Origin of the sequence: Streptomyces sp. NPDC050759 (assembly GCF_044456945.1) — a bacterium.
GTDB lineage: Bacteria > Actinomycetota > Actinomycetes > Streptomycetales > Streptomycetaceae > Streptomyces.
Genome location: NZ_JBITGI010000012.1, coordinates 264,026 through 291,016, shown reverse-complemented (window position 1 = coordinate 291,016; position 26,991 = coordinate 264,026). Strand labels below are relative to the sequence as shown.

24 protein-coding genes are annotated in these 26,991 nt (G+C 70.2%); 12 read left to right on the top strand and 12 right to left on the bottom strand.

Annotated features, from left to right (window positions below; translation table 11 throughout):
- The first annotated feature begins 44 nt into the window (after nt 1-44).
- Both ACIBJB_RS31815 and ACIBJB_RS31810 read left to right on the top strand, forming a co-directional pair.
- Nucleotides 45-677 carry a uridine kinase gene (locus tag ACIBJB_RS31815; protein WP_398935640.1) on the top strand — a complete coding sequence of 211 codons (633 nt, stop codon included), beginning with the start codon at nt 45-47 and terminating at the stop codon, nt 675-677.
- A gap of 159 nt (nt 678-836) precedes the next feature.
- Nucleotides 837-1,268 carry a CBS domain-containing protein gene (locus tag ACIBJB_RS31810; protein ID WP_398935638.1) on the top strand — a complete coding sequence of 144 codons (432 nt, stop codon included), beginning with the start codon at nt 837-839 and terminating at the stop codon, nt 1,266-1,268.
- A 21-nt stretch (nt 1,269-1,289) separates the two neighbouring features.
- Here ACIBJB_RS31810 and ACIBJB_RS31805 read toward each other — a convergent pair whose 3' ends face one another.
- Nucleotides 1,290-2,417, bottom strand: coding sequence for a magnesium and cobalt transport protein CorA (locus ACIBJB_RS31805; RefSeq protein ID WP_398935636.1), 1,128 nt, complete (start codon nt 2,415-2,417; stop codon nt 1,290-1,292).
- 247 nt (nt 2,418-2,664) lie between these two features.
- On the opposite strand from ACIBJB_RS31805, the gene ACIBJB_RS31800 reads away from it, so the two are divergent.
- Nucleotides 2,665-3,459 carry a methyltransferase domain-containing protein gene (locus ACIBJB_RS31800; protein ID WP_398935634.1) on the top strand — a complete coding sequence of 265 codons (795 nt, stop codon included), beginning with the start codon at nt 2,665-2,667 and terminating at the stop codon, nt 3,457-3,459.
- A 345-nt stretch (nt 3,460-3,804) separates the two neighbouring features.
- Here the strand turns inward: ACIBJB_RS31800 and ACIBJB_RS31795 are convergent, their stop codons facing one another.
- Both ACIBJB_RS31795 and ACIBJB_RS31790 read right to left on the bottom strand, forming a co-directional pair.
- Entirely contained in the window at nt 3,805-4,743 is a 939-nt protein-coding gene (locus tag ACIBJB_RS31795; protein WP_398935632.1) for a carbohydrate kinase family protein, read from the bottom strand.
- Nucleotides 4,740-5,648, bottom strand: coding sequence for a pseudouridine-5'-phosphate glycosidase (locus ACIBJB_RS31790; protein ID WP_398935630.1), 909 nt, complete (start codon nt 5,646-5,648; stop codon nt 4,740-4,742). Before ACIBJB_RS31790 ends, ACIBJB_RS31795 begins: the two co-directional genes overlap by 4 nt.
- A 99-nt stretch (nt 5,649-5,747) precedes the next feature.
- Here ACIBJB_RS31790 and ACIBJB_RS31785 point away from each other — a divergent pair, with 99 nt between their 5' ends.
- Nucleotides 5,748-6,176 (top strand): VOC family protein, encoded by a 429-nt coding sequence (locus tag ACIBJB_RS31785; protein WP_398935628.1) that lies wholly within the window; start codon nt 5,748-5,750, stop codon nt 6,174-6,176.
- A gap of 143 nt (nt 6,177-6,319) precedes the next feature.
- Here the strand turns inward: ACIBJB_RS31785 and ACIBJB_RS31780 are convergent, their stop codons facing one another.
- Nucleotides 6,320-6,874 carry a methylated-DNA--[protein]-cysteine S-methyltransferase gene (locus tag ACIBJB_RS31780; protein WP_326669523.1) on the bottom strand — a complete coding sequence of 185 codons (555 nt, stop codon included), beginning with the start codon at nt 6,872-6,874 and terminating at the stop codon, nt 6,320-6,322.
- A 57-nt stretch (nt 6,875-6,931) separates the two neighbouring features.
- A complete protein-coding gene (locus tag ACIBJB_RS31775; protein WP_398935626.1) occupies nt 6,932-7,801 on the bottom strand; it encodes a glycerophosphodiester phosphodiesterase in 870 nt (289 codons plus the stop codon).
- Nucleotides 7,802-8,080: 279 nt separating this feature from the next.
- On the opposite strand from ACIBJB_RS31775, the gene ACIBJB_RS31770 reads away from it, so the two are divergent.
- The 6 genes from ACIBJB_RS31770 (at nt 8,081) to ACIBJB_RS31745 (ending at nt 16,513) form a co-directional block, all read left to right on the top strand.
- Nucleotides 8,081-8,950: an MHYT domain-containing protein gene (locus tag ACIBJB_RS31770; RefSeq protein WP_398935624.1), complete on the top strand. Its 870-nt coding sequence runs from the start codon at nt 8,081-8,083 to the stop codon at nt 8,948-8,950.
- A gap of 73 nt (nt 8,951-9,023) precedes the next feature.
- Nucleotides 9,024-11,159 (top strand): excinuclease ABC subunit UvrB, encoded by a 2,136-nt coding sequence (uvrB, locus tag ACIBJB_RS31765; protein WP_398935622.1) that lies wholly within the window; start codon nt 9,024-9,026, stop codon nt 11,157-11,159.
- 134 nt (nt 11,160-11,293) lie between these two features.
- Nucleotides 11,294-11,872 (top strand): TerD family protein, encoded by a 579-nt coding sequence (locus ACIBJB_RS31760; protein WP_311713879.1) that lies wholly within the window; start codon nt 11,294-11,296, stop codon nt 11,870-11,872.
- A 52-nt stretch (nt 11,873-11,924) separates the two neighbouring features.
- Entirely contained in the window at nt 11,925-14,018 is a 2,094-nt protein-coding gene (locus tag ACIBJB_RS31755; protein ID WP_398935619.1) for a TerD family protein, read from the top strand.
- A 238-nt stretch (nt 14,019-14,256) separates the two neighbouring features.
- Entirely contained in the window at nt 14,257-15,246 is a 990-nt protein-coding gene (locus ACIBJB_RS31750) for a TerC/Alx family metal homeostasis membrane protein (protein ID WP_398935617.1), read from the top strand.
- A gap of 166 nt (nt 15,247-15,412) precedes the next feature.
- The gene (locus tag ACIBJB_RS31745; protein ID WP_398935615.1) at nt 15,413-16,513 is read left to right on the top strand and encodes a calcium:proton antiporter; all 1,101 of its coding nucleotides are present in this window, start codon (nt 15,413-15,415) and stop codon (nt 16,511-16,513) included.
- On the opposite strand, the gene ACIBJB_RS31740 is transcribed toward ACIBJB_RS31745, so the two are convergent.
- Together ACIBJB_RS31740 and ACIBJB_RS31735 are read right to left on the bottom strand one after the other, a co-directional pair.
- Nucleotides 16,503-17,774, bottom strand: coding sequence for an MFS transporter (locus ACIBJB_RS31740; RefSeq protein ID WP_398935613.1), 1,272 nt, complete (start codon nt 17,772-17,774; stop codon nt 16,503-16,505). The two genes, ACIBJB_RS31745 and ACIBJB_RS31740, sit on opposite strands and share 11 nt — an antisense overlap.
- 94 nt (nt 17,775-17,868) lie before the next feature.
- The gene (locus ACIBJB_RS31735; RefSeq protein WP_398935611.1) at nt 17,869-18,915 is read right to left on the bottom strand and encodes a S66 peptidase family protein; all 1,047 of its coding nucleotides are present in this window, start codon (nt 18,913-18,915) and stop codon (nt 17,869-17,871) included.
- Between the two features lie 84 nt (nt 18,916-18,999).
- On the opposite strand from ACIBJB_RS31735, the gene aroQ reads away from it, so the two are divergent.
- Nucleotides 19,000-19,473: a type II 3-dehydroquinate dehydratase gene (gene aroQ / locus ACIBJB_RS31730; protein ID WP_062038318.1), complete on the top strand. Its 474-nt coding sequence runs from the start codon at nt 19,000-19,002 to the stop codon at nt 19,471-19,473.
- Nucleotides 19,474-19,534: 61 nt separating this feature from the next.
- Here the strand turns inward: aroQ and ACIBJB_RS31725 are convergent, their stop codons facing one another.
- The 5 genes from ACIBJB_RS31725 to ACIBJB_RS31705 all read right to left on the bottom strand — a co-directional run bounded on the left by ACIBJB_RS31725 (nt 19,535) and on the right by ACIBJB_RS31705 (nt 23,722).
- Nucleotides 19,535-20,293, bottom strand: a complete 759-nt coding sequence (locus ACIBJB_RS31725; protein WP_398935608.1) for an amino acid ABC transporter ATP-binding protein — start codon at nt 20,291-20,293, stop codon at nt 19,535-19,537.
- Nucleotides 20,290-21,186, bottom strand: coding sequence for an amino acid ABC transporter permease (locus tag ACIBJB_RS31720; protein ID WP_398935606.1), 897 nt, complete (start codon nt 21,184-21,186; stop codon nt 20,290-20,292). Before ACIBJB_RS31720 ends, ACIBJB_RS31725 begins: the two co-directional genes overlap by 4 nt.
- Nucleotides 21,183-22,067, bottom strand: coding sequence for an ABC transporter substrate-binding protein (locus ACIBJB_RS31715; protein ID WP_398935604.1), 885 nt, complete (start codon nt 22,065-22,067; stop codon nt 21,183-21,185). The genes ACIBJB_RS31720 and ACIBJB_RS31715 overlap by 4 nt, the downstream gene beginning before the upstream one ends.
- A 302-nt stretch (nt 22,068-22,369) precedes the next feature.
- Nucleotides 22,370-23,026 carry an MBL fold metallo-hydrolase gene (locus ACIBJB_RS31710; RefSeq protein ID WP_398935602.1) on the bottom strand — a complete coding sequence of 219 codons (657 nt, stop codon included), beginning with the start codon at nt 23,024-23,026 and terminating at the stop codon, nt 22,370-22,372.
- Nucleotides 23,027-23,035: 9 nt separating this feature from the next.
- Nucleotides 23,036-23,722, bottom strand: a complete 687-nt coding sequence (locus tag ACIBJB_RS31705) for a maleylpyruvate isomerase family mycothiol-dependent enzyme (RefSeq protein ID WP_398935600.1) — start codon at nt 23,720-23,722, stop codon at nt 23,036-23,038.
- Between the two features lie 229 nt (nt 23,723-23,951).
- Here ACIBJB_RS31705 and uvrA point away from each other — a divergent pair, with 229 nt between their 5' ends.
- Entirely contained in the window at nt 23,952-26,969 is a 3,018-nt protein-coding gene (uvrA, locus tag ACIBJB_RS31700; RefSeq protein WP_398935598.1) for an excinuclease ABC subunit UvrA, read from the top strand.
- The last annotated feature ends 22 nt before the right edge of the window (nt 26,970-26,991 follow it).

The following is a 26,991-nucleotide window of genomic DNA, read 5'->3' as shown; positions in this document are numbered from 1 at the left end:
CGAGCGCGACGCCTTCGGAACAGCGGCTGACGCATCATGGCCGTGTGCGACTCGAAGCGATCACCTGGGACCGGCTCGGCGAGCAGCTGGCCGACCGACTCCTCGACCTGAAGCCGACCGACGGCAGCCCCTGGCCCCGCGTCGCCCTCGACGGCGCCCCGGCAGCCCGCCCCGGCGAACTCGCCGAGCGTGTCGCCGAGGCTCTGCGCATACGCGGGCGCCCTTCGCTCGTCGTCGGCATGGACGGCTTCCTGCGCCCCGCCTCGCTCCGTCTGGAATACGGCCACCACGACCTGGAGGCCTACTACAGCGGCTGGTTCGACACCGGCGCTCTCTGGCGCGAGGTCTTCGGCCCCCTCGAACCCGGCGGCGACGGCCGGATCCTGCCCGACCTGTGGGACCCGGTCACCGACCGCGCCACCCGAAGTCTCTACGTCCATCTCCCGCCCGGCGGCGTCCTGTTGCTCCACGGCCCCCTCCTGCTGCACCACTGGTTCCCCTTCGACCTGACCGTCCACGTCCTCCTCTCCGAGGGCGCCCTCCGCCGCCGTACTCCCGAGCCCGACCACTGGACCCTCCCCGCCTACCAGCGCTACGCCGACGAGACCGACCCGGCCGGCACGGCCGACGTCCTCGTCCGCGCCGACGACCCCCGCCACCCGGCGTGGAGCGGCTGACCCGGCCCGTCCGAGGACTGTGGCGTCGCTGCCAGAGCCCTGACGCCGTCACCGACAGGTTCCGGGTGCGGGCCCCCGGCGGCGCGGCGAGAATGTAGGGCGCCGGGACTTGCGGTGCCGTCCGCGCCGCGCCGGCCGTCCGGCACCGGGAGGTACTCCATGACCACCGCCGGAGACATCATGCACCGGGGTGCCCAGTGGATCCCCGCCCACGAGACCCTCGACCGCGCCGCCCAGCTGATGCGTGAACTCGGCGTCGGAGCCCTGCCCATCAGCGACGCGAACGAACGGCTGTGCGGCATCCTCACCGACCGCGACATCGTCATCGGCTGTGTGGCCATGGGCCACGACCCGGCCAAGGTCACCGCGGGCGAGATGGCCCAGGGCACACCCCGCTGGATCGACGCGGGCGCCGACGTCGCCGACGTCCTGCACGAGATGCAGGAGCACCGGATCCGCAGGCTCCCTGTCATCGAGAACAAGCGCCTGGTGGGCATGATCAGCGAGTCAGACCTGGCCCGGCACCTGACGGACGAGCAGATCGCCGGCTGGGCCGAGAGCGTCTACGCGCGCAGCTCCACCACCCACTGACCGTCCCGCGAACGACCCCGGTCACAACCAGCCGTTGCGCCGGAAGCCGCGGTACAGCACGGCACAGGCGACGGCTATCACGCCCATGACCAACGGGTAGCCGAACGTCCAGTGCAGCTCCGGCATGTGGTCGAAGTTCATGCCGTACACACCGCAGACCATCGTCGGGACGGCGATCACCGCGGCCCAGGCCGTGATCTTCCGCATGTCCTCGTTCTGCGAGACCGTCACCTGCGCGAGGTGGGCCTGCAGGATCGAGTTGAGCAGTTCGTCGAACGCGGCGATCTGCTCCTTGGCACGCAGCAGATGGTCGGAGACGTCGCGGAAGTACGCCTGTATCTCCGTGGCGACGACGTGGATCGGCCGCGTGGAGAGCTCCTCGAGCGGGCGGCTGAGCGGGACCACCGCCCGCTTCAGCTCCAGGAGTTCGCGCTTGAGCTGGTAGATGCGGCCCGGGTCGACCCGGGCGCCGTTCTCCGCGAACACCGCCGTCTCGACCAGGTCGATGTCCGACTGCATCGAGTCGGTGACGTCCAGGTAGTCGTCGACCACGTGGTCCGCGATCGCGTGCAGCACCGCGGCCGGACCCTTGGCGAGCTGCTGGGGATCGGACTCCAGCTCTTCGCGCAGCGGACCCAGCGATCCGTGACTGCCGTGCCGCACCGTGATCACGAAGTCCTCGCCGGCGAACACCATGATCTCTCCGGTGTTGACCACCTCGCTCGTCGCCGTGAGTTCCTCGTGCTCGACATAGCAGACCGTCTTGAACACCGCGAACAGCGTCTCGCCGTACCGCTCCACCTTCGGGCGCTGATGGGCCTCGACCGCGTCCTCGACGGCCAGCGGGTGCAGGTCGAAGAGGTCCGCGATGCCCTCGAACTCATGGTCCGACGGCTCGTGCAGGCCGAGCCAGACAAAACCGTCACGGCTCTTGCGCACCCGCTCCACGGTGTCGACCAGGTCACCGTCGACCGGGATGCGTGCTCCCTCCTTGTAGGTCACGCAGTTGACGACCGAGGTGCCCAGCGGGGAGCGGGCGTGGTGGCTCAGGTCGACGCGCGGACGCCGTCGGGCCAGCCGGGCCACCTTGCGCAGGCCACCGACGCCGCCGAGGCTCGTGACCTTTCGCAGATTCCCTGCCATGGACATCCGGATCTCCTCGCGTGGCTCTCCCAGCGACGCGTGTCTGCGTCCTGGCGAGCCAGTTTGCCAGGACGACGTAAGCGTCGGGTGAGCCTGTGGACAGGGGAGGTTCCGCTTGGTTCCCGCCTGTGGGCAACCGGCCCGCACCCGCACCCGCACCGGCGCCGTCGCCTCGTCGGACGGAGGCCGGCCAGCTCGTCGTGGGACCGCGTCGCGCGTTTCGGACAAGCACGGCTACTGGGATCATCGCGGCATGACACGAACCGACCGGTATCTCCTCGACAACCGGCAGACGGAGGCGGGAGAGCGCTTCGACGCGTTCGCCACCCTCTTCGACCCCACGACCTTCCGGCACATCGAAGGGTTCGGCATCGGATCCGGCTGGCGCTGCTGGGAGGTCGGCGCGGGCGGCACGTCCGTGGTGTCCTGGCTGGCCAAGAAGGTCGGTCCGACCGGGAAGGTCGTCGCGACCGACATCGACACCACGCGCCTGGCTGCGGCGGCCCGCCCGCCGGTGGACGTACGCGTCCACGACGTGAGCGCCGAGGAACCGCCGGGGGAGGACTTCGACCTGGTGCACGCCCGCCTCGTTCTCGTCCATGTGCCCGACCGGGAACGGGCGTTGCGGTCGATGATCAAGTCCCTGCGCCCCGGCGGACGGCTCCTGGTGGAGGACGCCGACCCCGCGCTGCAACCCCTGACCTGCCCCGACGAGCGCGGCCCCGAGCAGCAACTGGCGAACCGGCTGCGCCAGGGGTTCCGCCGACTGCTCGCCGACCGCGGCGCCGACCTCTCCTACGGCCGCACCCTCCCGCGCCTGCTGCGCGAGGCCGGTCTGCGTCAGGTGGCGGCCGACGCCTACTTCCCGCTCACCTCGCCGGCCTGTGACGCCCTGGAGTCCGCCACGATCCGCCAGATCCGCGAGCAGCTGGTCACGGCGGGCCTCGCGACGGACGAGGACATCGACCGCCACCTCGCCAACATCGCCACCGGCACGATGGACCTGGCCACGGCCCCACTGATCTCGGCGTGGGGCCGCAAGGCGTAGGCCGGGAGCGGCGGTCGGGGGGGGTGGGGTGGCTGGGCGTGGGTCGGGTGCGGGGGCAGGGGTGCCGGGTGGCTGGGCGTGGGTCGGGTGCGGGGGCAGGGGTGCCGGGTGGCTGGGTGTGGGTCGGGTGCGGGAGCAGGCGAGCCGGGGTGCCGGGTCGTCGGTCCGTCAGGCCGGGTGCGGCGGTCGGGCGCCGGGCCGCTGGGCGTGGGCCGGGTGCGGGAGCGGGAGCCGGGGCGTCGGGGTGCCGGGCGGCTGGGCGTGGGCCGGGTGCGGGAGCCGGGGTGCCGGGCCGCCGCAAGGCGTAGGACGGGAGCGGTAGCCGGGGCGCCGGGTCGTCGGTCGTCAGTCCGGCGTCGGAGGTCTCCCGCCCACCCGTTCCACCGCCAGCGCACCCGCCCGGCATCCGTCCGCCGCCGCGTCCTCGGGTGCGGCGCCCGCCAGCAGGGCCGCGAGGAACCCGCCCGTGAAGGCGTCGCCCGCCCCGGTCGTGTCCCGGGGCGTCGCCGCTACGGCGGGCACGTGGGCGTACACGGTGCCGGAGCGGGCGATCACCGCACCCTCCGCTCCTTGCTTGACGACCACCAGCGGGACGTGGCGGCTCAGCTCGGCCGCCGCGTCCGCCGCCTCGGGCAGCCCGGTGAGCAGGCACGCTTCGCCCCGGCTCGGCAGCAGGACGTCCACCCCCTCGATCAGCGAGCGGCAGCGGTCCACCCCCAGCTCCCGGAGGAAGCCCGCCGAGGCCGGATCAAGGCTCACCGGAACCCCACGCGCGCGTGCCGATTCCAGCGCCACCGCCACCAGCGCCCGGCTCGGCTCCGAGAACAGCAGATAGCCCGACAGGTGCAGCCAGGCCACGCCGTCGAGCAGCGCGTCCGACCAGTCGTCCGGCTCCAGCCGCAGCGAGGCACCGCTGTCCGTGAGGAACGTCCGTTCGGCGGCCGCACCCGCGTCCACGAGGCAGATCACCGTCCCGGTCGGCGCCTCCGGATCGACGACGAGCCGAGGCCGTACCCCGCACGCGGCCAGTTCCCGCTCGTGCCACGCGGCAGCGTCCGCGCCCACCCGCCCCAGCAGCCGTACCTCCACACCGCCCCCGCGGGCGGCCCAGCAGGCCACGTTGGCCCCTGCCCCGCCCGGCACCGTACGGATCGCGGCGGCGGTGTCCGTGCCCGCGGCCAGCGGCCCCCGGTGCCGGGCGACGACGTCCGTGATGACATCCCCGACGACCAGCAGGGCGCCGTCCCCGCCGGCCGCGGCGATACCGGGCCCGACCGTCGTCACGCCCCGGCCCGGGCCGCCGCGATCCTTCCGGCCAGCCGCACGTTGCCGCGCACCGCCGCCAGGTTGGCGCTCAGCGAGGCGCCGTCGGTGTGCCGCACCAGGTAGGCCAGCAGAAACGGTGTGACCCCTTGACCGGTGACCCCCGCCTCCTCGCACGCCTGCAGCGCGGCCCCGAGCACCCGCGCGTGCAGGTCGGGGTCCAGCTGCTCCTCCTCGGGGACGGGGTTGGCGACGATCAGCGCGGAGCCGGGCGCGCCGAGCGCTTCCCGCGCCCGCATGACCTCCGCGACCTGCTGCGGGGAGTCCAGCCGCCACTCCACGGGGTAGCCGGAGTCGGACAGATAGAAGCCGGGGAAACGGTCCGTCCCGTACCCGGCGACCGCGACCCCCAGCGTCTCCAGCCGCTGGAGCGTTGCCGGCACGTCCAGGATGGACTTCACGCCCGCGCACACCACGGTGATCGCTGTGCGCGCCAGCAGGCCGAGGTCGGCCGACTCGTCCTGGGTCGTCGTCCACTCCCGGTGCACCCCGCCGAGCCCGCCCGTCGCGAACACCTCGACCCCGGCCAGGGCCGCCAGCTGTGCCGTCGCCGACACGGTGGTCGCCCCGCTCACCCCCGCGGCCACCGCGAGCGGCAGATCCCGGTGACCCAGCTTGCGGATCCCGTCCTCGTTGGCGACCCGCTCCAACTGCTCCTTGTCCAGGCCGACCAGGGGCCGCCCGTCCAGTACGGCGATCGTCGCCGGTACGGCTCCCTGCCGCCGTACGACGTCCTCCAGCTCCAGCGCCACCTGGAGATTGCGCGGACGCGGCAGCCCGTGCGCGATGATCGTGGACTCCAGGGCCACCACGGGTCGACGCGCGTCGATCGCCTCGCGCACCTCTTCGGACACCACCAGCACCACGGGCCTGCCTCCTGTCGTTCGGTCTTCCCTCATCTCTGGCGGGCGGCACGTCCGGTCAAACCCTTGCGGGCTGTGGAGGACGACACCAGCCTGGGATGTATGAAGGACAACTCGACACGTCTCGACCATGTCGTCCTCTGGGTCCGTGACCCGGTGGCATCGGCCGACTTCTACGAGAAGGCCCTGGGCATGGAACCCGTGAGGCTCACCGACTTCGCCGCGGGGGCGGTGTCCTTCCCCTCCGTACGGCTCAACGACGAGACCATCTTCGACCTCATGCCGCTCACCATGGCGGACCACATGAAAATGGTCCCTGGCGCTGCAGAGAGCGCGGGACACCTGGTCAATCATGTCTGCCTCGCCCTGCCCGCCGACGATTTCGAGACACTCCGCACCCGCCTCGAGGAACGGTCCGTGCCCGTCTCGGACCTCTCCCACGACTCCTTCGGCGCCCGCGGTATGGCCCGGCGCAGCTTCTACTTCCGCGACCCGGATGGGAACGTCTTCGAGGCGCGCCACTACGACTGACGCGGACTGACACGCGAGGGCGCCGCACGCCACGCGCGTGTGGCCCCCTCCTGCGGGATCGGGCACTGTCCGGTGGTGCTGCTACCGCGTCGCCCCCTTCGAGCCGGCCGCGCGGTCCGTCACGAAGGGATGCCGGTCGCGCGTCAGAACAGCGGCTCGGGCAGCACGCCCTCCAGCGCCAGCAGCTTCCGCTTGGTCTCCAGACCGCCGCCGAACCCGCCGATGCCGCCGTCGCTCTCCACGACCCGATGACACGGCACGACCACCGGAAGCGGATTGGAACCCATGGCCACCCCCACGGCCTGCGCGGCGCCCGGCTGGCCGACCCGTCCGGCCAGATCGCCGTACCCGACGACCTGTCCGTACCGCACGCCGGACGCAAGCTCGCGCAGCACCTGCCGGTTGAAGCCCGAGATCAGCGACCAGTCCAGGGACAGCTCGAAGTCGTGCCGCTCGCCCGCGAAGTACGCCTCGACCTGGCGTATCGCCTCGGCCAGCAGCGCGGAGCCGGGCGCCTCGACGGGCTCGGTGCCCAGCCGGGACGCGAGCCGCTCCAGTGCTTTGTCGCGGACGGGTTCGGTGGCGTGGAAGACCACGTTGACCAGGCCCTCGTCGGTCGCGGCCAGCAGCAGCGGCCCGATGTCCGTGCCGACGACGGTCCACACAACCCGCTGCTCGTCCTGCCCTTGGCTGTTCATGCGTCCACCGTACGAGCCGGCACTGACAACACCCGGCGGCCCGAGCGAACGGGCCGACTACTCGCGCAGCGCGTCGCGCACGACGTCCGGCTTGTTGGTGATGATGCCGTCGACGCCGTACCCGGCGACCTGCCGTGCGGCGTCCGCGGTGTCGACGGTCCAGGCGGAGACCTCGAGCGGCCTGCCGTGCGGACCCGTGAAGGCATGGACGGCGGAGACGTACGCCCGGGAGACGGCGGCGTGCGGCGGGTTGATCTGGTCGGCGAAGGCCGCGTACGCGTGCAGGTCCGCCACGGACGGCGATCCCAGGAAGCCGGTTTTCACAGCGGGCTTGAGATCGTGGACGGTCCGCAGACTGGCCGCGCTGAAGCTCTGTACGACCAGCCGGTTCCGGTGCTTGCGGTCGAGCCACCCCTCGTTGCTGAGGAGCTTGAGGGTCTTTTGCTCGATGCCCGGGTACAGCTCCGGGTTCTTGAGTTCGAGGAGCAGCTTCTGATGGTGAAGATCGACGCGGTGCACATACTGCTTGAGCGTCGGCACGCGCGCGCCCGCATAGGCGGCGCCGAACCAGCTGCCCGCGTCCAGACGCGCGATTTCGGCGGCGGTGAAATCCTTCACCTTCCAGGGCGCCCGACCGGGGAACACCTGCTCAACGTCGGTGGTGCGCCGGAGGCTGTCGTCGTGGAGGACGACGAGTTCGCCGTCCCTGGTGCGCTGGACGTCGTTCTCCACCCAGACGGCACCGAGCCGTGCGGCCTTGTCGACGGCGGCCAGGGTGTTCTCGGGGGCGTAGGCGGAGGCGCCCCGGTGGGCGATGATCGCGGGCGGTGTGCCGTCCTCGACGGCTCGGACGTCGGTTGCGGGAAGCAGGAGGGCGGCGGTCCCCAGGAACGCGGTGGTCGTGGCGGTCGCAGCGCGCGCGTGCATACGTACTCCTCGCGTCGAGCAATCACGTACAGCACCACTGTGACAGCACCCGGTCAACGGCTGTGGGGTGCAGAATGGCCACATCCTGAATGGTCGTCTTCCACGTCCGCTCACCAGTGCCGCACAACTGGGGCAAGGGCGTGCTTCTTTGCCGGAAAATCGTTCGACCATTGCGGTGAGGGTCATACTCTCTGCCTCGACCCCGACCGCTCGGGCGGTGCTGGGAAGGGGCGCATTTCAGGGAATTCCAGGATGTAAGAGGTCGGAAGGTAGCCGCGCATGCAAGGCACGGTCGACGGATTCAGCTACGGACTCGTCACACCGCTGGTGGCCTACCTCATGGCCTGCCTCGGCGGCGCCCTCGGCCTGCGCTGCACCACCAGATCCATGCTGGTCAGCCGGTCCTGGCGACCCGGCTGGCTGGCCCTCGGCTCGGCGGCGATCGGCTCCGGCATCTGGACCATGCACTTCGTCGCGATGATGGGGTTCAAGGTCGCAGAGGCACCCATCCACTACGACAGGGCCATCACCTTCGCGAGCCTGGGCGTCGCCATCGTCATGGTGGGCATCGGGGTCTTCATCGTCGGTTACCGGGGCGCGACCGGAACACCCCTGATGACCGGTGGTGCCGTCACCGGGCTGGGCATCGCCTCGATGCACTACCTGGGCATGGCCGGGATGCGCCTGAACGGGCAGCTGGAGTACAACACCGTCACCGTCGCCATCTCCGTGGTCATAGCGGTCGTCGCCGCCACCGCCGCCCTCTGGGCCGCCGGGCAGGTCAGGGGCTTCCTGTGGAGCGTGGGCGCGAGCCTGGTCATGGGCCTGGCCGTCACGGGGATGCACTACACCGGCATGGCCGCCCTCAGCGTCCACGTGCACCGCACGTCCGCCCCCGTCGCCGGTGACTCGCCCGCCTCCCTGCTCGCGCCCATGATGATCGGCCCGCTTGCCTTCCTGCTGATCGCGGGTGTCGTCGTGATGTTCGATCCGCTGATGGTCATGGGCAAACCCGTGTGGTCGCCCGTCGAGAACAAGCCCGGCGTCCCGGCACGCGAACTCGTCCACCACCCGGCCGACCGCCGCCCCTCGCTCCGCCCCCGCCGGAACCTGGCCCACCGCGACTCCCGCACCCCGCAGAACCGCTGACCCACAGGCCCCTCCTCCACCCGAAGCCCCTGATCGGGCCGCGTTGTCAGTGGGGAGTCGTACGGTGGACTCCATGCGGCCCGTTTCCCACATCGAACGTACGGTGGCGCCCTTCGAGGTCGTCAGCCCCTACCAGCCCAGCGGCGATCAGCCGGCGGCCATCGCCGAGCTGGCCAAGCGCATCGAGGCAGGTGAGAAGGACGTCGTCCTGCTCGGCGCGACCGGCACCGGAAAGTCCGCCACCACCGCGTGGATGATCGAGAAGCTCCAGCGCCCCACCCTCGTGATGGCCCCGAACAAGACGCTGGCCGCCCAGCTGGCGAACGAGTTCCGCGAACTGCTGCCGAACAACGCCGTCGAGTACTTCGTCTCGTACTACGACTACTACCAGCCCGAGGCCTACGTCCCGCAGTCGGACACCTACATCGAGAAGGACTCCTCGATCAACGAGGAGGTGGAGCGCCTGCGCCACTCCGCGACCAACTCGCTGCTCACCCGCCGGGACGTCATCGTGGTCGCCTCGGTCTCCTGCATCTACGGCCTCGGTACCCCGCAGGAGTACGTGGACCGCATGGTCGCGCTCAAGGTCGGCGACGAGATCGACCGCGACCAGCTGCTGCGCCGCTTCGTCGACATCCAGTACACGCGCAACGACCTGGCCTTCACCCGGGGCACCTTCCGCGTGCGCGGCGACACCATCGAGATCTTCCCGGTCTACGAGGAACTCGCCGTCCGTATCGAGATGTTCGGCGACGAGATCGAGGCACTGTCCACGCTCCACCCGCTCACCGGCGAGATCATCAGCGACGACGACCATCTGTACGTCTTCCCGGCCTCGCACTACGTCGCGGGACCCGAGCGCATGGAGCGGGCCGTCAACGACATCGAGAAGGAACTCGGGGAGCGCCTGGCCGAGCTGGAGAAGCAGGGCAAGCTCCTGGAGGCTCAGCGCCTGCGGATGCGCACGACGTACGACCTCGAGATGCTCCGCCAGATCGGCTCCTGCTCGGGCGTCGAGAACTACTCGATGCACTTCGACGGCCGCTCGCCCGGTTCCCCGCCGAACACCCTGATCGACTACTTCCCGGACGACTTCCTGCTCGTCATCGACGAGTCGCACGTGACCGTGCCCCAGATCGGCGCGATGTACGAGGGCGACGCCTCCCGCAAGCGCACCCTCGTCGACCACGGCTTCCGCCTCCCCTCGGCCCTGGACAACCGCCCGCTCAAGTGGGAGGAGTTCACGGAGCGCATCGGCCAGACCGTCTATCTGTCGGCGACGCCGGGCAAGTACGAGCTCTCGCGCGCGGACGGCGCCGTGGAGCAGATCATCCGCCCCACCGGCCTGATCGACCCCGAGGTCGTCGTCAAGCCCACCGAGGGCCAGATCGACGACCTGGTGCACGAGATCCGCACCCGCACCGAGAAGGACGAGCGTGTCCTGGTCACCACGCTCACCAAGAAGATGGCCGAGGATCTCACCGACTACTTCCTGGAACTCGGCATCCAGGTCCGCTACCTCCACAGCGACGTCGACACCCTGCGCCGCGTGGAGCTGCTGCGTGAACTGCGCTCCGGCGAGTTCGACGTCCTCGTCGGCATCAACCTCCTGCGCGAGGGCCTCGACCTGCCCGAGGTGTCCCTCGTGGCCATCCTCGACGCCGACAAGGAGGGCTTCCTGCGCTCCGGCACCTCCCTGATCCAGACCATCGGCCGCGCCGCGCGCAATGTCTCCGGCCAGGTCCACATGTACGCCGACAAGATCACCCCGGCGATGGAGAAGGCCATCGAGGAGACCAACCGGCGCCGGGAGAAGCAGGTCGCCTACAACACGGAGCGGGGCATCGACCCCCAGCCGCTGCGCAAGAAGATCAACGACATCGTCGCCCAGATCGCCCGTGAGGACGTCGACACCGAGCAGCTGCTCGGTTCCGGCTACCGCCAGGGCAAGGACGGCAAGGGAGCCAAAGCCCCCGTGCCCTCCCTCGGCAAGGCGGCGGCCGGAACCAAGGCCGCCAAGGGCAAGGCCAAGGAAACCGTCCCGACCGACCGCCCCGCGGCCGAGCTCGCCGAGCAGATCGAGGAGATGACGGCACGCATGCGTGCCGCCGCCGCCGACCTCCAGTTCGAGATCGCGGCCCGGCTGCGCGACGAGGTCTCCGAGATGAAGAAGGAACTCCGGCAGATGAAGGAGGCCGGCCTGGCCTGACCCCCCTCGCGCCGTGTTGCAAGACCGACACAAAGTGCGCTCCGGGGTGCGTCACCGTCGGTGCCCCTGCGTAGGGTTCTGGACAACCGCGGGCACCGCGGTAACAGGGGATTGCAGCGAGAGGGGTTCGGCGCGTGACCGTCAACATGACCAAGGGTCAGGCCATCAGTCTGCAGAAGAACGACGGAGGCAGCCTGACCGCGGTGCGCATGGGCCTCGGCTGGCAGGCGGCTCCGCGGCGTGGCCTGTTCGGCACACGCACGCGGGAGGTCGACCTCGACGCCTCCGCCGTCCTCTTCGCGGACAAGCAGCCCGTCGACGTCGTCTTCTTCCGACACCTGGTGAGCGACGACGGCTCGGTCAAGCACACCGGTGACAACCTCGTCGGCGGCGTCGGCCAGGGCGGGGACGACGAGGCGATCCTCGTCGACCTGGCCCGCGTCCCCGTCCACATCGACCAGATCGTCTTCACCGTGAACTCCTTCACCGGCCAGACCTTCCAGGAGGTGCAGAACGCCTTCTGCCGGCTGGTCGACGAGACCAACGGAGACGAGCTGGCCCGCTACACACTCGCCGGCGGCGGCGCCTACACCGCCCAGATCATGGCGAAGGTGCACCGGACGGGCCCGGGCTGGACCATGACGGCCCTCGGCACCCCGGCCAACGGCCGGACCTTCCAGGACCTGATGCCGGCGATCCTGCCGCACCTGTAACCGGCCCGCCGAGCGGCACCCGACCGACACCACGACGCAGGGGGAGAGGGCGATGACGGCCGAGCTGGTGCGGGGGCAGAACCACCCGCTCTCCCAGGCCCGACTCGAGATCCGGATCGCGGCCGGTACGCCGGTCGTGGCCGGAGCCACGCTCGGCGACGAGCACGGCACAGTGCACGGCGTGGAGTGGGTCGTCCACCCGGGCGCGCCCACCCTGCCGGGTCTGGAGGTCTCCCGGCAGGCGGCCGCCGACCACCGCCTCGCCGTCGATCTCGGCGCGGTGCCCGAGGCCGTCCACCGGGTCCATGTACTGCTCGCGCTGCCCGCGGCGGGCGGCCCCGTGCGCTTCGGCGCCGTCGCCGCCCCCGTCGTCGCGGTCACGGGCCTCGACGGCACCGAGCTCGTCGGCTACACCATCACCGGCCTGGACGCCGAGTCGGCGGTCGTCGCGCTGGAGCTCTACCGCCGCCAGGGCGCCTGGAAGGTACGCGCCGTCGGCCAGGGCTACGCGGGCGGCCTCACCGAACTCCTCACCGACCAGGGCCTTCCCCAGGCCCACCAGCTCGCGAACACCATCCATGAGGCGGTGGCCCAAGGCCTGGCCCGAGCGGTGACGCCCCCGGCCCGCACAGCGGACGGCGACCGCGCCCGGCAGACGGCCACGCCGACGCCGGGCTCGGACCAGGGCTCGTCCGCGGCCCAGGGCGCCCCCGGTGCCGTACCGCAGCAGCCACCGTCGCCGTACGGTACCCAGCCACCCGGCACCCCACCGCAGCCGATGTCCCCACAGGGTGGGCCGGCCTCCGGTACACCACAGCCCGCCTCTCCTTACGGCGGCACGCAGGGCACCCCGGTAACCGGCGCATCACAGCCCGGCTATGCCCAGGGGCCCGCGGACACCACCGCCCAGCAGCCCGCCCTCGACGGCCCGATCGACTACAGCCACCCCCGACGGCAGAACGCCGCCCCGCCCCCGCCTCCGCCCGCCGCGCCCCCCGTCCAGCCGGGGCAGCCCGCGCGGCCCGTCGCCGGGGACGCGACCGGCTGGTCCATGGACGAGCGGCTCTACAACCAGGTGTGGGGCATGTTCGAGGACCTGGCCCGCTCCACGGCCGCGTACCGCAGTGCCGTCGACTTCGCCGACTCCCGCATGGAGAAGGAGCTGGACGCGGCACTCGCCGACCCGCGCAACCGGATCGGCGGACAGGGCGAGGCCGCACGTGAGGCCGCCCGCGCCAAGTACACCCAGCTCGTCGAGCAGGCCCGCGCGGCCTATGACCGCGATCTCGGCCAGCTCACGGCCGAGTCCGAGGTGGTCGAACCGGCCCTGCCCCTGGCGTACGCCCGCTGGGACAACCCCGTCTGGCACGGCTACCGGGTGCCCTTCGAGGCGCCCATGGCCGTGCGCCTGGGCGATCTGCATCTGCCCGAGTGTCCCGAGCTGCGTATCCCGATGCTGGTCCGGCTGCCGCTGGAGCGCGGACTGTGGATCGACAGCGGAGCCGCCGGATCCCTCGACGGCTCGTTCCTCGGCTCCCAGGAGCTGCACCGCCTCGCCATGGACACGGCCGTGGCGGTCGCGGCCCGGCTCCTCGCCGTCCACCCCGCGGGGGACTACACCCTGCACGTCATCGACCCGGCCGCGTCTGGGGCGCAGGCGCTCGCCCCGCTGGTGTGGACCGGCGTGCTCGCGGCACCGCCCGCCGTCGGCGCCGCGGGCGTGGCGGACGTCCTGGCCCGCCTCACCGAGCGCGTCGACCTCGTGCAGATGGCGGTGCGCGGCGGTGCGGCCGACTCCCTCCCGCCCGGCCTCGACACCTCCGAGCAACTCCTGATCGTCAACGACTTCCCGCACGGCTTCGACGACCGGGCCGTGACCCAGCTGCGCTACCTGGCGGACGAGGGACCGTCCGTCGGCGTCCACCTGATGATGGTCGCGGACCGTGAGGAGGCCTCCGCCTACGGCCCCCTCCTCGACCCCCTGTGGCGCTCGCTCATGCGACTGACTCCGGTGCCCGACGACCACCTCGCCGACCCGTGGGTCGGGCACGCCTGGACCTACGAGCCCGCACTCGTCCCGCCCGGCAGCCAGGTGGTCCAACAGGTCCTGGCCCAGGTCGCGGAAGCTCGTACCAAGTACCCGTAAAGCCACTACCACCAGGGATTTTGACCTTTCTTTTGCCAATCGCTTTACCTTTCCTTGGTGATTGGGTACGGTTGGTGGCACGGAGGGGAGTACTCCCTGTCGACTGCGGCGTACCCGTCAATACGGATCAGGCCTGATCCCGGGGCGTCGGCCCACCGTGGGTGGAAGAGACCTCCGGCAGCGCGACGACGCTGGTTACTTGCCGTTACGTATTGCCGGAGGAACTGTGGATGTTTCCATGACCCTGTGGGTCCTGACGATCGTGGGCCTCGCCGCCCTCATCGCGGTCGACTTCTTCATCGGCCGCAAGCCGCACGACGTCTCCATCAAGGAAGCGGGAATCTGGACGGTCGTCTGGATCGCCCTGGCCGGCCTCTTCGGGCTCGGTCTGCTCGTCTTCGGCGGCGGCCAGGCCGGCGGAGAGTTCTTCGCGGGCTTCATCACCGAGAAGTCCCTGAGCGTGGACAACCTCTTCGTCTTCGTCCTGATCATGGCGAAGTTCTCGGTGCCCTCGCAGTACCAGCAGCGGGTGCTCCTCGTCGGTGTCCTCATAGCCCTGGTGCTGCGCGCCATCTTCATCGCCGCCGGCGCCGCGATCATCGCCAGCTTCGCCTGGGTGTTCTACATCTTCGGCGCCTTCCTCATCTGGACCGCCTGGAAGCTCATCCAGGAGGCCAGGGCGGACGAGGAGGAAGAGGAGTTCGAGGAGAACAAGCTGCTCAAGGCCGCCGAGCGCAGGTTCGGCGTGGCCGACCGCTACCACGGCACCAAGCTGTGGATCGTGGAGAACGGCAAGCGGGTCATGACCCCGATGCTCGTCGTGATGCTCGCGATCGGCTCCACCGACGTGCTCTTCGCGCTCGACTCGATCCCCGCCATCTTCGGCCTGACCCAGGACCCGTACATCGTCTTCACGGCCAACGCGTTCGCCCTGATGGGCCTGCGGCAGCTGTACTTCCTCATCGGTGGCCTGCTGAAGAAGCTGGTCCACCTCAGCTACGGCCTGTCGATCATCCTCGGCTTCATCGGCGTCAAGCTGGTACTGCACGCCCTGCACGAGTCCGGGGTCCACGTCCCCGAGATCAGCATTCCGGTCTCGCTCGGCGTGATCTGCGCGGTCCTGGTCGTCACCACGATCACCAGTCTGATGGCCACCAGGAAGCAGGAGGCTGCCGAGGCGGCGCAGGCCGAGGGCGAAGGCGCCCCGAAGGACAGCATCGAGGCCTGACCACGGCAGACGTAGAGGAACCAGCACCGGGAGCGGAGCGCGGCGAATTGCCGGGTACCGCTCCCGGTGTTTGTTTGGTTACACCAACTGCGACGTCCTGGAGTCGGGCGAGCTCAAGGAGACCCGGCGGAGTGCGCGGCCGGTTGGCCTCTGCGACGATCGCTGCATGATCGCTCGGCTCCCGACGCTCACCACGAGCTGGACGTCCGCCGTGCCGGTGCTCGCGGTCGTCCTGCTGGTGTTCACCTGGGGACGCGATCTGCCCGGCGCGGTCGTCGTGCTCGTGACCCTGGTCCTCGCGGGGGCCGTGCTGGCCGCCGTGCACCACGCCGAGGTGATCGCCCACCGGGTCGGCGAACCGTTCGGCTCCCTCGTCCTCGCCGTCGCCGTCACGATCATCGAGGTCGCCCTGATCGTCACCCTGATGGTGGACGGCGGCGACAAGACCTCGACCCTGGCCAGGGACACGGTCTTCGCGGCCGTGATGATCACCTGCAACGGCATCGTCGGCATCAGCCTCCTCGTGGCCGCACTGCGCCATGGCACCGCGCTCTTCAACCCCGAGGGCACCGGCGCCGCCCTCGCCACGGTCGCCACCCTGGCCACGCTGAGCCTGGTGCTGCCGACGTTCACGACGAGCAAGCCGGGCCCGGAGTTCTCCGCCACCCAGCTGACCTTCGCCGCGCTGTCCTCGCTGATCCTGTACGGCCTGTTCGTGGCGACCCAGACCGTACGGCACCGCGACTACTTCCTCCCGATCACCCGTCAGGGCGAGGTCATCACCACCGAGGACCACGCCGACGCGCCCACCGCCCGTACCGCGCTGACCAGCCTGGGCCTGCTGGGCCTGGCCCTGATCGGGGTGGTTGGCCTGGCCAAGGGAGTGTCGCCCACCATCGAGTCCGGGGTCGCCAAGGCGGGTCTTCCCCAGGCCGTCGTCGGCGTGATCATCGCTCTGCTGGTGCTGCTCCCCGAGACCATCGCCGCCCTGCGCTCCGCACGCCGCGACCGGGTGCAGACCAGCCTCAACCTCGCCCTCGGCTCGGCCATGGCCAGCATCGGCCTGACCATCCCCGCGGTCGCTCTGGCCTCCGTCTGGCTCTCCGGCCCGCTCGTCCTCGGTCTGGGCTCCACCCACATGGTGCTGCTGGCCCTGACCGTGGTGGTGAGCTCGCTGACGGTGGTTCCCGGCCGGGCCACACCGCTCCAGGGCGGTGTCCATCTGGTGCTGTTCGCGGCCTACCTGGAACTGGCGGTCAATCCATAGCGGGCTCACCCGCCGCCACGGGCACCGGCCGCGTCTCCGGCAGCAACGCGAAACACCCCAGGCTGAGCAGCGCGATCCCGGTCAGATACGCGCCCACCCCCCAGGGCACCCGCCCGCCGTGCTCCACCAGCGCCGTCGCCACGATCGGTGTGAGCGCGCCGCCGACGACCCCGCCGAGGTTGTAGCCGACCGCGGCACCCGTGCAGCGCACCCGCGGCTCGTACAGCTCCGGCAGATACGCGCCGATCACCGCGAACATCGTGATGAACGCGATCATCGCGCCCAGGAAACCGAGGAACATCAGCAACGGCTCCCCGGTCGCGAGCAGCGCCACCATCGGGAACATCCACAGCGCCGCCGCCGCGCACCCGGCCAGACACAACGGCCGCCGCCCGTACCGGTCCCCGAGTAGCGCCGCCACCGGTGTGAGCGAGCCCTTCACGAACACCGCGGCCATGATGCAGGTCAGCATGACGGCACGGCTCACCCCGAGCCGCTCCGTCCCGTAGGCGAGGGACCACGTCGTCACGGCGTAGAAGATCGCGTACCCGATCGCGAGCGCCCCGGCCGTCAGCAGTACGAGCCGCCCATGGTCGCGCACCACCTCGGCGAGCGGCACGCGCGCGTGGTCGTCGATCTCCAGGAAACCGGGGCTCTCCGGGAGCGAGGAGCGCAGCCACAGCCCCACCGCCGCCAACACCCCGGCGGCCCAGAACGGCACACGCCAGCCCCATGCGGCGAACTGCGCCTCGGACGGCGCGGCCGACAGCGCCAGCACCACCCCGTTGGCGAGCAGGAAGCCCAGCGCGGGCCCCACCTGCGGGAAGCTCGTCCACAGCCCGCGCCGCTCGGCGGGCGCGTGCTCCGCGGTCAGCAGCACGGCCCCGCCCCACTCCCCGCCGAGCCCCAGCCCCTGGAGAAAACGCAGCACCAGAAGCAGGACCGGCGCGCCCACCCCGATCGTGTCGTACGTCGGCACACAGCCGACCGCGACCGTCGCGGCGCCGGTCAGCAGCAGTGAGGCCACGAGCACGGGCCGCCGTCCCTGCCGGTCCCCGATGTGCCCGAACAGCACCGACCCGAGCGGCCGTGCCACGAACCCCACGCCGAACGTCCCGAAGGCGGCCAGCGTCCCTGCCATCGGGGAGAACGTCGGGAAGAACAGCGGCCCCAGGACCAGTGCCGCGGCCGTCCCGTAGACGAAGAAGTCGTAGAACTCGATGGCCGTCCCGGCGAGCGAGGCGGCCGCGAGCCGCGGCATGGAGGGCGCCTTTACCGTGCGTACGTCGTGCATGCCGCGTCAACTACCCACGGTGATCGGCGGTTACGGGGGCGCGTGAGCGCGCTCGGGGTGATCAGTACGTGACGGTGATGCGCTGGGCAGGTCCGTCGACTCGGACGAGTCCGCCGTAGGGGATGACGAGTTGTGGGTCGGTGTGTCCGTAGTCCACATCGAAGACGATGGTCGTGTGCGGGGCATATACGCGCATGGCCCGCAGTACGGCGTCGCGCTGGTCGGCGGCGTAACGATCCGCCTCCTCGGGGCTGTTGGGGCGGTCGAAGGCCCACGTCTTGGGGCGGCCCCAGAGCAGTGCGGAGAAGCGCTGGAGGAGTCCGCGCTCACCCATGTTGCGCAGAGTGCGGAAGACCTCGATGTCGCTCGGCATCTCCTCCGAGGTCTCCAGGAGCAGCACGCCGCCGTCGTACACGCTCAGGTCACGCGCGATCTCGCGGTCGGCCATGAGCAGCCAGCCCACGATCTCCAAACAGCCGCCCCAGGCTCGGCCCTCCACCGCGCGGTCGGCGTTCACCCAGGTCCAGCCATTGCCGGGACGGGTCTCCGGTTCGGAGTCGAAGGTGGTGGGGTCCGCCCAGTCACGGTCGACGTCCCGCCAGCGGGCGGCGGGAGCCAGTTCGTACTCGCCCGAGGTGAACAGGGCGGCCCGCAGGGAGTCGGCGGTCAGCGCGCTCATGGCCACCGGCCGTCCGAGCGCCGTCATCACGGTCGCGCCGTGGTAGCCGACGATGCCGGTGCTGTACAGGAACGCGAGCAGGTTGGTGTTGTCGCTCATCCCGAAGAACGGCTTCGGGTTCGCCCGGATCAAGTCCCGGTCCAGCAAGGGCAGCACGGTGATCTGGTCGTCGCCGCCGATGGACGCCATGACCGCCTTGACGTCCGGGTCGGCGAACGCGGCATGGATGTCGTCGGCGCGCTCCTGGGGCGTCGAGCCCATCCTGCGGGTCGACGGATACTCGACCGGCTCCAGCCCGTACTCCTTGCGCAGCCGCTCGAGCCCCAACTCGTAGGGGCGCGGGAAGAGTCCCGGCAGACCGGCGCCGGGGGAGATGACGGCTATGCGGTCGCCGGGTACGGGCTTGGGCGGGTACGAGATCGTCGTCATGCCCGGAGGGTACGGGCCGCCCCGCGCGTGGCGCACCGTGATAAACCGGGTCCGAGCAGCCCGCCTTCACCGACCGGAGGAACCGTGCCCCGCACCCTGGCCAACGCCCCGATCATGATTCTCAACGGCCCCAACCTGAACCTGCTGGGTCAGCGGCAGCCGGAGATCTACGGCAAGGACACCCTGGCCGACGTCGAGGCCCTGTGCGCCAAGGCGGCCGCCGCGCACGGCGGCACGGTGGACTTCCGGCAGTCGAACCATGAGGGCGAGCTGGTCGACTGGATCCACGAGGCGAGGCTCCAGCACTGCGGGATCGTCATCAACCCTGGTGCCTACTCGCACACGTCGGTCGCGATTCTGGACGCCCTCAACACCTGTGACGGGCTGCCGGTGCTGGAGGTGCACATCTCCAACATCCACCGGCGCGAGTCCTTCCGGCACCACTCCTACGTCTCGTTGCGCGCGGACGGAGTCATCGCCGGCTGCGGAGTGCAGGGCTACGTCTTCGGCGTGGAACGCGTCGCGGCGCTGGCGGGACCGGCCCAGGCCGAGGCGTAGGTCTGTAAGGGCCGCACGCAATGGCGGGCGCCCCTTACAGCTGCCCTCTAGCGGCTGCCCTTTACAGCCGCCCCGCCTCCACGATCCGCTTCAGAAAGCGCTGCGTGCGCTCCTGCTGCGGGTCGCCGAAGATCTGCGCGGCGGTCCCGCGCTCGAGCACCACACCCGAGTCCAGAAAACACACTTGGTCGGCGACCTCGCGCGCGAAGCCCATCTCGTGCGTGGCCAGCACCATGGTCATGCCGTCGCCCTTCAGGTCGCGCACGACGTTCAGAACCTCACCCACCAGCTCCGGGTCGAGGGCCGCGGTGATCTCGTCGAGCAGCAGCAGGCGGGGGCGTACGGCGAGGGCCCGCACGATCGCCACCCGCTGCTGCTGACCGCCGCTGAGCCGGTCGGGGTACTCACCGGCCTTACCACCCAGCCCGAGCCGCTCCAGGAGCTCGCGAGCGTGTTCCTCGGCCTCCGCGCGTGCCGCTTTGTGCACCCGGCGCGGGGCCAGCGTGATGTTCTCCAGCACCGTCATGTGCGGAAAGAGGTTGTACGCCTGGAAGACCACGCCGATACGGCGCCGTACCGCGTCCTGGTCGACGCGCGGATCGGTGATCTCCTCGCCGTCCAGCCAGATGGCTCCGTCGTCGATCTCCTCCAGGAGGTTGGCACAGCGCAGCAGGGTCGATTTGCCGGAACCGGAGGCACCGATCAGCGCGGTCACCGTGTGCGGGGCGACCTCCAGGTCCACGTCCCGCAGCACGACCGAGTCGCCGAAGGTCTTGCGGACGGACTCCATCCGCAGCACCGGTCCGTCTGCGTCGCTCATGCGATTCCTCCCTGGGCCCGCCGACGGTCCATCCGTGCCGTCACCCAGTCCGTGAAGCGGGTCATCGGGATGGTCAGCGCCACGAACACCAGGCCCGCGACGATGTACGGCGTGTAGTTGAGGCTCCGGCCGACGATGATGTCGGCGGCCCGGACGGCGTCGATCGCGCCCCCGATCGACACCAGACCGGTGTCCTTCTGGAGCGACACCAGGTCGTTCAGCAGGGGCGGCACCTGGCGACGCACCGCCTGCGGCAGCACCACGTACCGCAGCGCCTGCCGGTTGGAGAGACCGAGCGAGCGGGCGGCGGCGCGCTGCGAGGGGTGCACGGACTCGATGCCGGCGCGGAACACCTCGGCCACGTACGCCGAATACGTCAACGTGAGGGCCGTACCGCCCAGCAGCACCGGGTCGACCGTCACGCCCTCGAGCCGCAGCGCCGGGACGCCCAGGACGACGATCATGAGGTTGATGATGAGCGGAAGCCCGCGGAAGAAGTCCGTGTAGGCGGCGGCCAGGAAGCGCAGCGGGAAGAACACCGGGCCGCGCAGCGTGCGGGCGATGGCGATCAGCATGCCGAGCACCAGCACGGCGACACCGCAGATCAGCAGCAGCCGGACGTTCAGCCACAGCCCTTCGAGGACTTTCGGGAAAGCCTCGCGCGCGTACTGCCCGTTGAAGAACGTCTCCTTGGTGCGCGGCCAGCCGGGCGCGCTGACGACGACGAGATAGAGCACGACGGCGGTGACCAGGGTCGAGACCGCGGCGATCGCCGTCGCGCGGCGGGCGCGGGCACGCTTGAGACGCTCCCGCTCGATCCGCCGCTGCGACGGTGTGTACGAGTCGTCCGCGTCCGGTGTCCCGGCGCCGGACTCGTCCTTCGTGAGCGTCACTTGAGTACCGGGGCGTCGACGGCGTCCGACAGCCACTCCTGCTCCAGCTTGGCGAGCGTGCCGTCCTTGCGCAGGGCGTCCACGGCGGCCGTCACGCAGGAGGTGAGTGCGCTGCCCTTGTCGAGGACGAGCCCGAACTGCTCCGGCGTGCCGCCCTCGTTCTCGAACTGCCCGACGATCGTGCCGTCCGTCACCTCGGCCGCCGTGATGTAGAAGGCGGTCGGCAGGTCGACGACGATGGCGTCCACCTGGCCGTTCTGGAGCGCGGACTTGGCCTGGTCGTTCTTGGCGTACGCGGCGGCCTCCCGCGTCGGCTTCACCACGTCCTCGATGTAGTTGAGGCTGGTCGTGCCGACCTGGGCGCCCAGCTTGAGGCCCTTCAGGTCCGCGATGCTCTTCGCCTTGGCGGCCTTGGTGCCCTTGAGCGCGATGACGGCCTGACGCACGTCGTAGTAGCCGGACGAGAAGTCCACGGCCTTCTTGCGCTCGGCGCTGATCGACACCTGGTTGATGTCGAAGTCGAAGGTCTTCTCACCCGGCGCGAACGCCTTGTTGAAGGGGACGCTCTGCCAGACGACGGCGCTCTTGTCATAGCCGAGCTGCTTCGCCACGGCGTAGGCGACGGCAGACTCGAAGCCCTTGCCGCTCGCGGGCTTGTCGTCCTTGAACCACGGCTCGTACGCGGGCTCGTCGGTCGCGACGGTCAGTTTTCCGGAGCTCTTGGTGGCCAACTTGCCCTTGGCGCAGGTGGTTCCAGTGGACCCCGAGGCCTTGGCGTTCGCGTCGTCCTCCGACTGCGGAGCACAGCCGACGGCGGTGGCGAGCAGGGCTACGGATGCCGCGACGGCGGCGCGGCGCAGAGCGCGCGGGGCAAGGTGCATGGCGGGAGAGTGACAGTCCAAAGTCCCGTTTGTCGAGGTCACAACGGCAATTGTCCGCATATTGGGAACGTGTGTTGCATTCTCGTGAACGCTTTTCGGACAGGACGCCGGGGCCGCCGGTCGAGGGCGGGGATAGAAAGACCGGCGGCCCGTACCGCGCAGGAGCCGTCATCCTGTGCGGGGCTGCTCCCAGTTGACTGCGCAACCATGTGCGCCGGGAGCGCGTGCGTGGCACCGGCGTGTGTGAAGAGTTCACACGGGGCGCGTGCGAACGGTATGCGCGGGGCGCGTACCCCCGGGGTTCACCACCCCCGCGCGCGCCACTCCGGCAGTTGCGGCCGCTCCGCGCCCAGCGACGTGTCGTTCCCGTGTCCCGGGTACACCCAGGTCTCGTCCGGGAGCGCGTCGAAGATCTTCGTCTCGACGTCGTGGATCAGGCTGGCGAACGCCTTGGGATCCTTACGGGTGTTGCCCACCCCTCCGGGGAACAGGCAGTCCCCGGTGAACACATGAGGATGCCCGTGGGGGTCGTCGTAGACGAGGGCGATCGAGCCCGGTGTGTGCCCGACCAGGTGGCGTGCGGTCAGCTCCACGCGTCCCACGCGGATGACGTCGCCGTCGTCGACCAGGACGTCGGTGGGCACGGGGATGCCTTCGGCGTCGTCCCGGCCGGCGTACGTACGCGCGCGCGTGGCCGCGACCACCGCGGCGAGCGCCTGCCAGTGGTCGCCGTGCTGATGCGTGGTGACGACGGAGGCGATGCCGTCGTCGCCGATCATGCCCAGCAGGGTGTCCGCGTCGTTGGCCGCGTCGATCAGCAGTTGCTCGTCGGTGGCCCGGCAGCGCAGCAGATAGGCGTTGTTGTCCATCGGGCCGACCGCGATCTTGGTGATCATCAGGTCCTTGAGCTCGTGCACGTCGGCGGGTCCGCCGACCGTCACCTGTCCGCTGTACGTCATGGCGGCAGCCTATAGCGGGGGCAGCGAGGGGAGGGCGCCGCCGTGGACCGTCAGTGCCGAGCCGTCGCGGCGGCCGGCCAGCCAGCCGAGCAGGTCGGCCTGTCGCCCAGTGACGACAAGCGCGGTGTCCCCGTGGCCGCCCGTCGGGATCCTGCGGCCGTCGTCCTCCTCGATCACGAGGGAAGGCACGTCGGGGTGACCCCGGAACCGCTCCGTGAGGAAGTTGATCTCGCGTTGGACGAAGTCCTCCGAAAGATCCTCCAACTCGTAGCCGATCCCGAGATCCACGTGGTGCAGTTCCACCTCGGCCCACCGCCGGAACGGCACCCGGGACGCCGAGTCGGTGACCCCGTTGCGGAGCTCGACCGTGCGCGACCAGTCGGCCGGTGCGGCCCCCGCCTCCTGGAAGCGCTCGGCACTCTCGCGCAGGTCGGCGAGCTGGACGTCGAGGGGGCGCGGGGCGTCGCGTTCGATGTCGGCGTCGCGCGCTTCTGCGGAGGCGTACATGGGCTGTCCCCGCAGAACGTTCACGAGGGCGTCGGCATTGCGGGACAGGTGGGCGAGGACATGGCCGCGGCTCCAGCCCGGCAGCCGTGACGACTCGGTCACGGACACGTTGTCCAATGTGGCGGCTGCGGTCAGGAGCCGCTCGGTCGCACCACGTACAGACACCAGGTCATGAGCGTGATCAATCATGGTGCTGACCCTAGCCCCGCCACACCTTTGGGTGAAGGTGGTGAAGCTGGGCCGTAAATCGAAAGCGCGTGCTATATGGTCGGGTGCGGCGTCGGGCATGCTGGATGGTCGGGGATTGTTATGCCTCCGGGGAATCCGACCGGCGTTGTCAGTGGCTCCCCCTAGTCTGAGAAAGTACGGGGGCCCCGCCCCTGTCACTCCTCTCAAGCCAAGAAAGGTGCGGACCGGCGTGGCCGACCGTCTCATCGTCCGTGGCGCGCGCGAGCACAACCTGAAGAACGTCTCGCTCGACCTGCCTCGCGACTCGCTCATCGTCTTCACGGGCCTGTCCGGGTCGGGCAAGTCCTCCCTGGCCTTCGACACCATCTTCGCCGAGGGCCAGCGTCGCTACGTGGAGTCGCTCTCCTCGTACGCCCGCCAGTTCCTCGGCCAGATGGACAAGCCCGACGTCGACTTCATCGAGGGCCTCTCGCCCGCGGTCTCCATCGACCAGAAGTCGACCTCGCGCAACCCGCGCTCGACGGTCGGCACCATCACCGAGGTCTACGACTACCTGCGCCTGCTCTTCGCGCGCATCGGCAAGCCGCACTGTCCCGAGTGCGGCCGCCCGATCTCGCGCCAGTCGCCGCAGGCCATCGTCGACAAGGTCCTGGAGCTGCCGGAGGGGAGCCGCTTCCAGGTGCTCTCGCCGCTGGTGCGCGAGCGCAAGGGAGAGTTCGTCGATCTCTTCGCCGATCTCCAGACCAAGGGTTACAGCCGTGCGCGCGTGGACGGCGAGACCGTCCAGCTCTCCAACCCGCCCACGCTGAAGAAGCAGGAGAAGCACACCATCGAGGTGGTCATCGACCGCCTCACGGTGAAGGAGTCCGCCAAGCGCCGTCTCACCGACTCGGTGGAGACCGCCCTCGGCCTCGCCGGCGGCATGGTCGTGCTCGACTTCGTCGACCTCCCCGAGGACGACCCCGAGCGCGAGCGCATGTTCTCGGAGCACCTGTACTGCACGTACGACGACCTGTCCTTCGAGGAGCTGGAGCCCCGCTCCTTCTCGTTCAACTCGCCCTTCGGCGCCTGCCCCGACTGCTCCGGCATCGGCACGCGCATGGAGGTCGACCCCGAGCTGATCGTCCCGGACGAGGACAAGTCCCTCGACGAGGGCGCCATCCACCCCTGGTCGCACGGGCACACCAAGGACTACTTCGGCCGTCTGATCGGCGCCCTCGCGGACGCGCTGGGCTTCCGGACGGACATTCCCTTCGCGGGCCTGCCGCAGCGTGCCAGGAAGGCCCTGCTGTACGGCCACAAGACGCAGATCGAGGTCCGCTACCGCAACCGGTACGGCCGCGAGCGGGTCTACACGACCCCCTTCGAAGGTGCCGTTCCCTTCGTCAAGCGCCGGCACAGCGAGTCCGAGAGCGACGCCAGCCGCGAGCGCTTCGAGGGCTACATGCGCGAGGTGCCCTGCCCCACCTGTGAGGGCACCCGCCTCAAGCCGCTCGTCCTCGCGGTCACCGTCATGGGCAAGTCGATCGCCGAGGTCTCCGGCATGTCCATCAGCGACTGCGCGGACTTCCTGGGTGAGCTGAAGCTCAGCGCCCGTGACAAGAAGATCGCCGAGCGCGTGCTCAAGGAGGTCAACGAACGACTGAAGTTCCTGGTCGACGTCGGCCTGGACTACCTCTCGCTGAACCGCGCGGCCGGCACCCTCTCGGGCGGCGAGGCCCAGCGCATCCGTCTGGCCACCCAGATCGGCTCCGGACTCGTCGGCGTGCTGTACGTCCTCGACGAGCCGTCCATCGGCCTGCACCAGCGCGACAACCACCGGCTGATCGAGACCCTGGTCCGGCTGCGCGACATGGGCAACACGCTCATCGTCGTCGAGCACGACGAGGACACCATCAAGGTCGCCGACTGGATCGTCGACATCGGCCCCGGCGCGGGCGAGCACGGCGGCAAGGTCGTGCACAGCGGCTCCCTTAAGGAGCTGCTCGCCAACGCCGAGTCGGAGACGGGCCAGTACCTGTCGGGCAAGAAGGCCATCCCGCTGCCCCACATCCGCCGCCCCCTCGACCCGTCCCGGCAGCTCACGGTGCACGGAGCCCGCGAGAACAACCTCCAGGACATCGACGTGTCCTTCCCGCTGGGCGTGTTCACCGCGGTCACCGGTGTCTCAGGGTCCGGCAAGTCGACCCTGGTCAACGACATCCTGTACACACACCTGGCGCGCGAGCTCAACGGCGCGAGGAGCGTCCCGGGGCGGCACACGCGCGTGGACGGCGACGACCTCGTCGACAAGGTCGTGCACGTCGACCAGTCGCCCATCGGCCGCACCCCGCGGTCCAACCCGGCGACGTACACCGGCGTCTTCGACCACGTCCGCAAGCTGTTCGCCGAGACCACCGAGGCGAAGGTCCGCGGCTACATGCCCGGCCGCTTCTCCTTCAACGTCAAGGGCGGCCGCTGCGAGAACTGCGCGGGCGACGGCACGATCAAGATCGAGATGAACTTCCTCCCGGACGTCTACGTCCCGTGCGAGGTCTGCCACGGCGCCCGCTACAACCGGGAGACCCTGGAGGTCCACTACAAGGGCAAGTCCATCGCCGACGTCCTGAACATGCCGATCGAGGAGGCCACGGACTTCTTCGAGGCCGTCCCCGCGATCGCCCGCCACCTCAACACCCTCAAGGACGTCGGTCTCGGCTACGTCCGTCTCGGCCAGGCCGCGACCACCCTGTCCGGTGGCGAGGCCCAGCGCGTGAAGCTCGCCAGTGAGCTCCAGAAGCGGTCCACCGGCCGTACGGTCTACGTCCTGGACGAGCCGACCACCGGTCTGCACTTCGAGGACATCAGCAAGCTGCTGAAGGTCCTGTCCGGTCTGGTCGACAAGGGCAACACCGTCATCGTCATCGAGCACAACCTCGATGTGATCAAGACGGCCGACTGGGTCGTCGACATGGGCCCCGAGGGCGGCGCGGGCGGCGGACTCGTGGTCGCCGAGGGCACCCCGGAGGAGGTCGCCGGAGTCCCGGCCAGCCACACCGGCAAGTTCCTCAGGGAGATCCTCGGCGCCGACCGGATCAGCGACGGGGCCGCGGTGAAGGCCCCGCGCAAGGCACCGGCCAGGAAGACGGCCGCGGCGAAGAAGACGGTCGCCGCCAAGTCGACGGCGAAGAAGACGGCGACGGCCAGGACGACGACAACCAAGAAGGCCGCGCCCGCCAAGAAGACGACACGGGCCCCCAAGGCCTGAGATTCCGGAGCAGCGGGCCGAC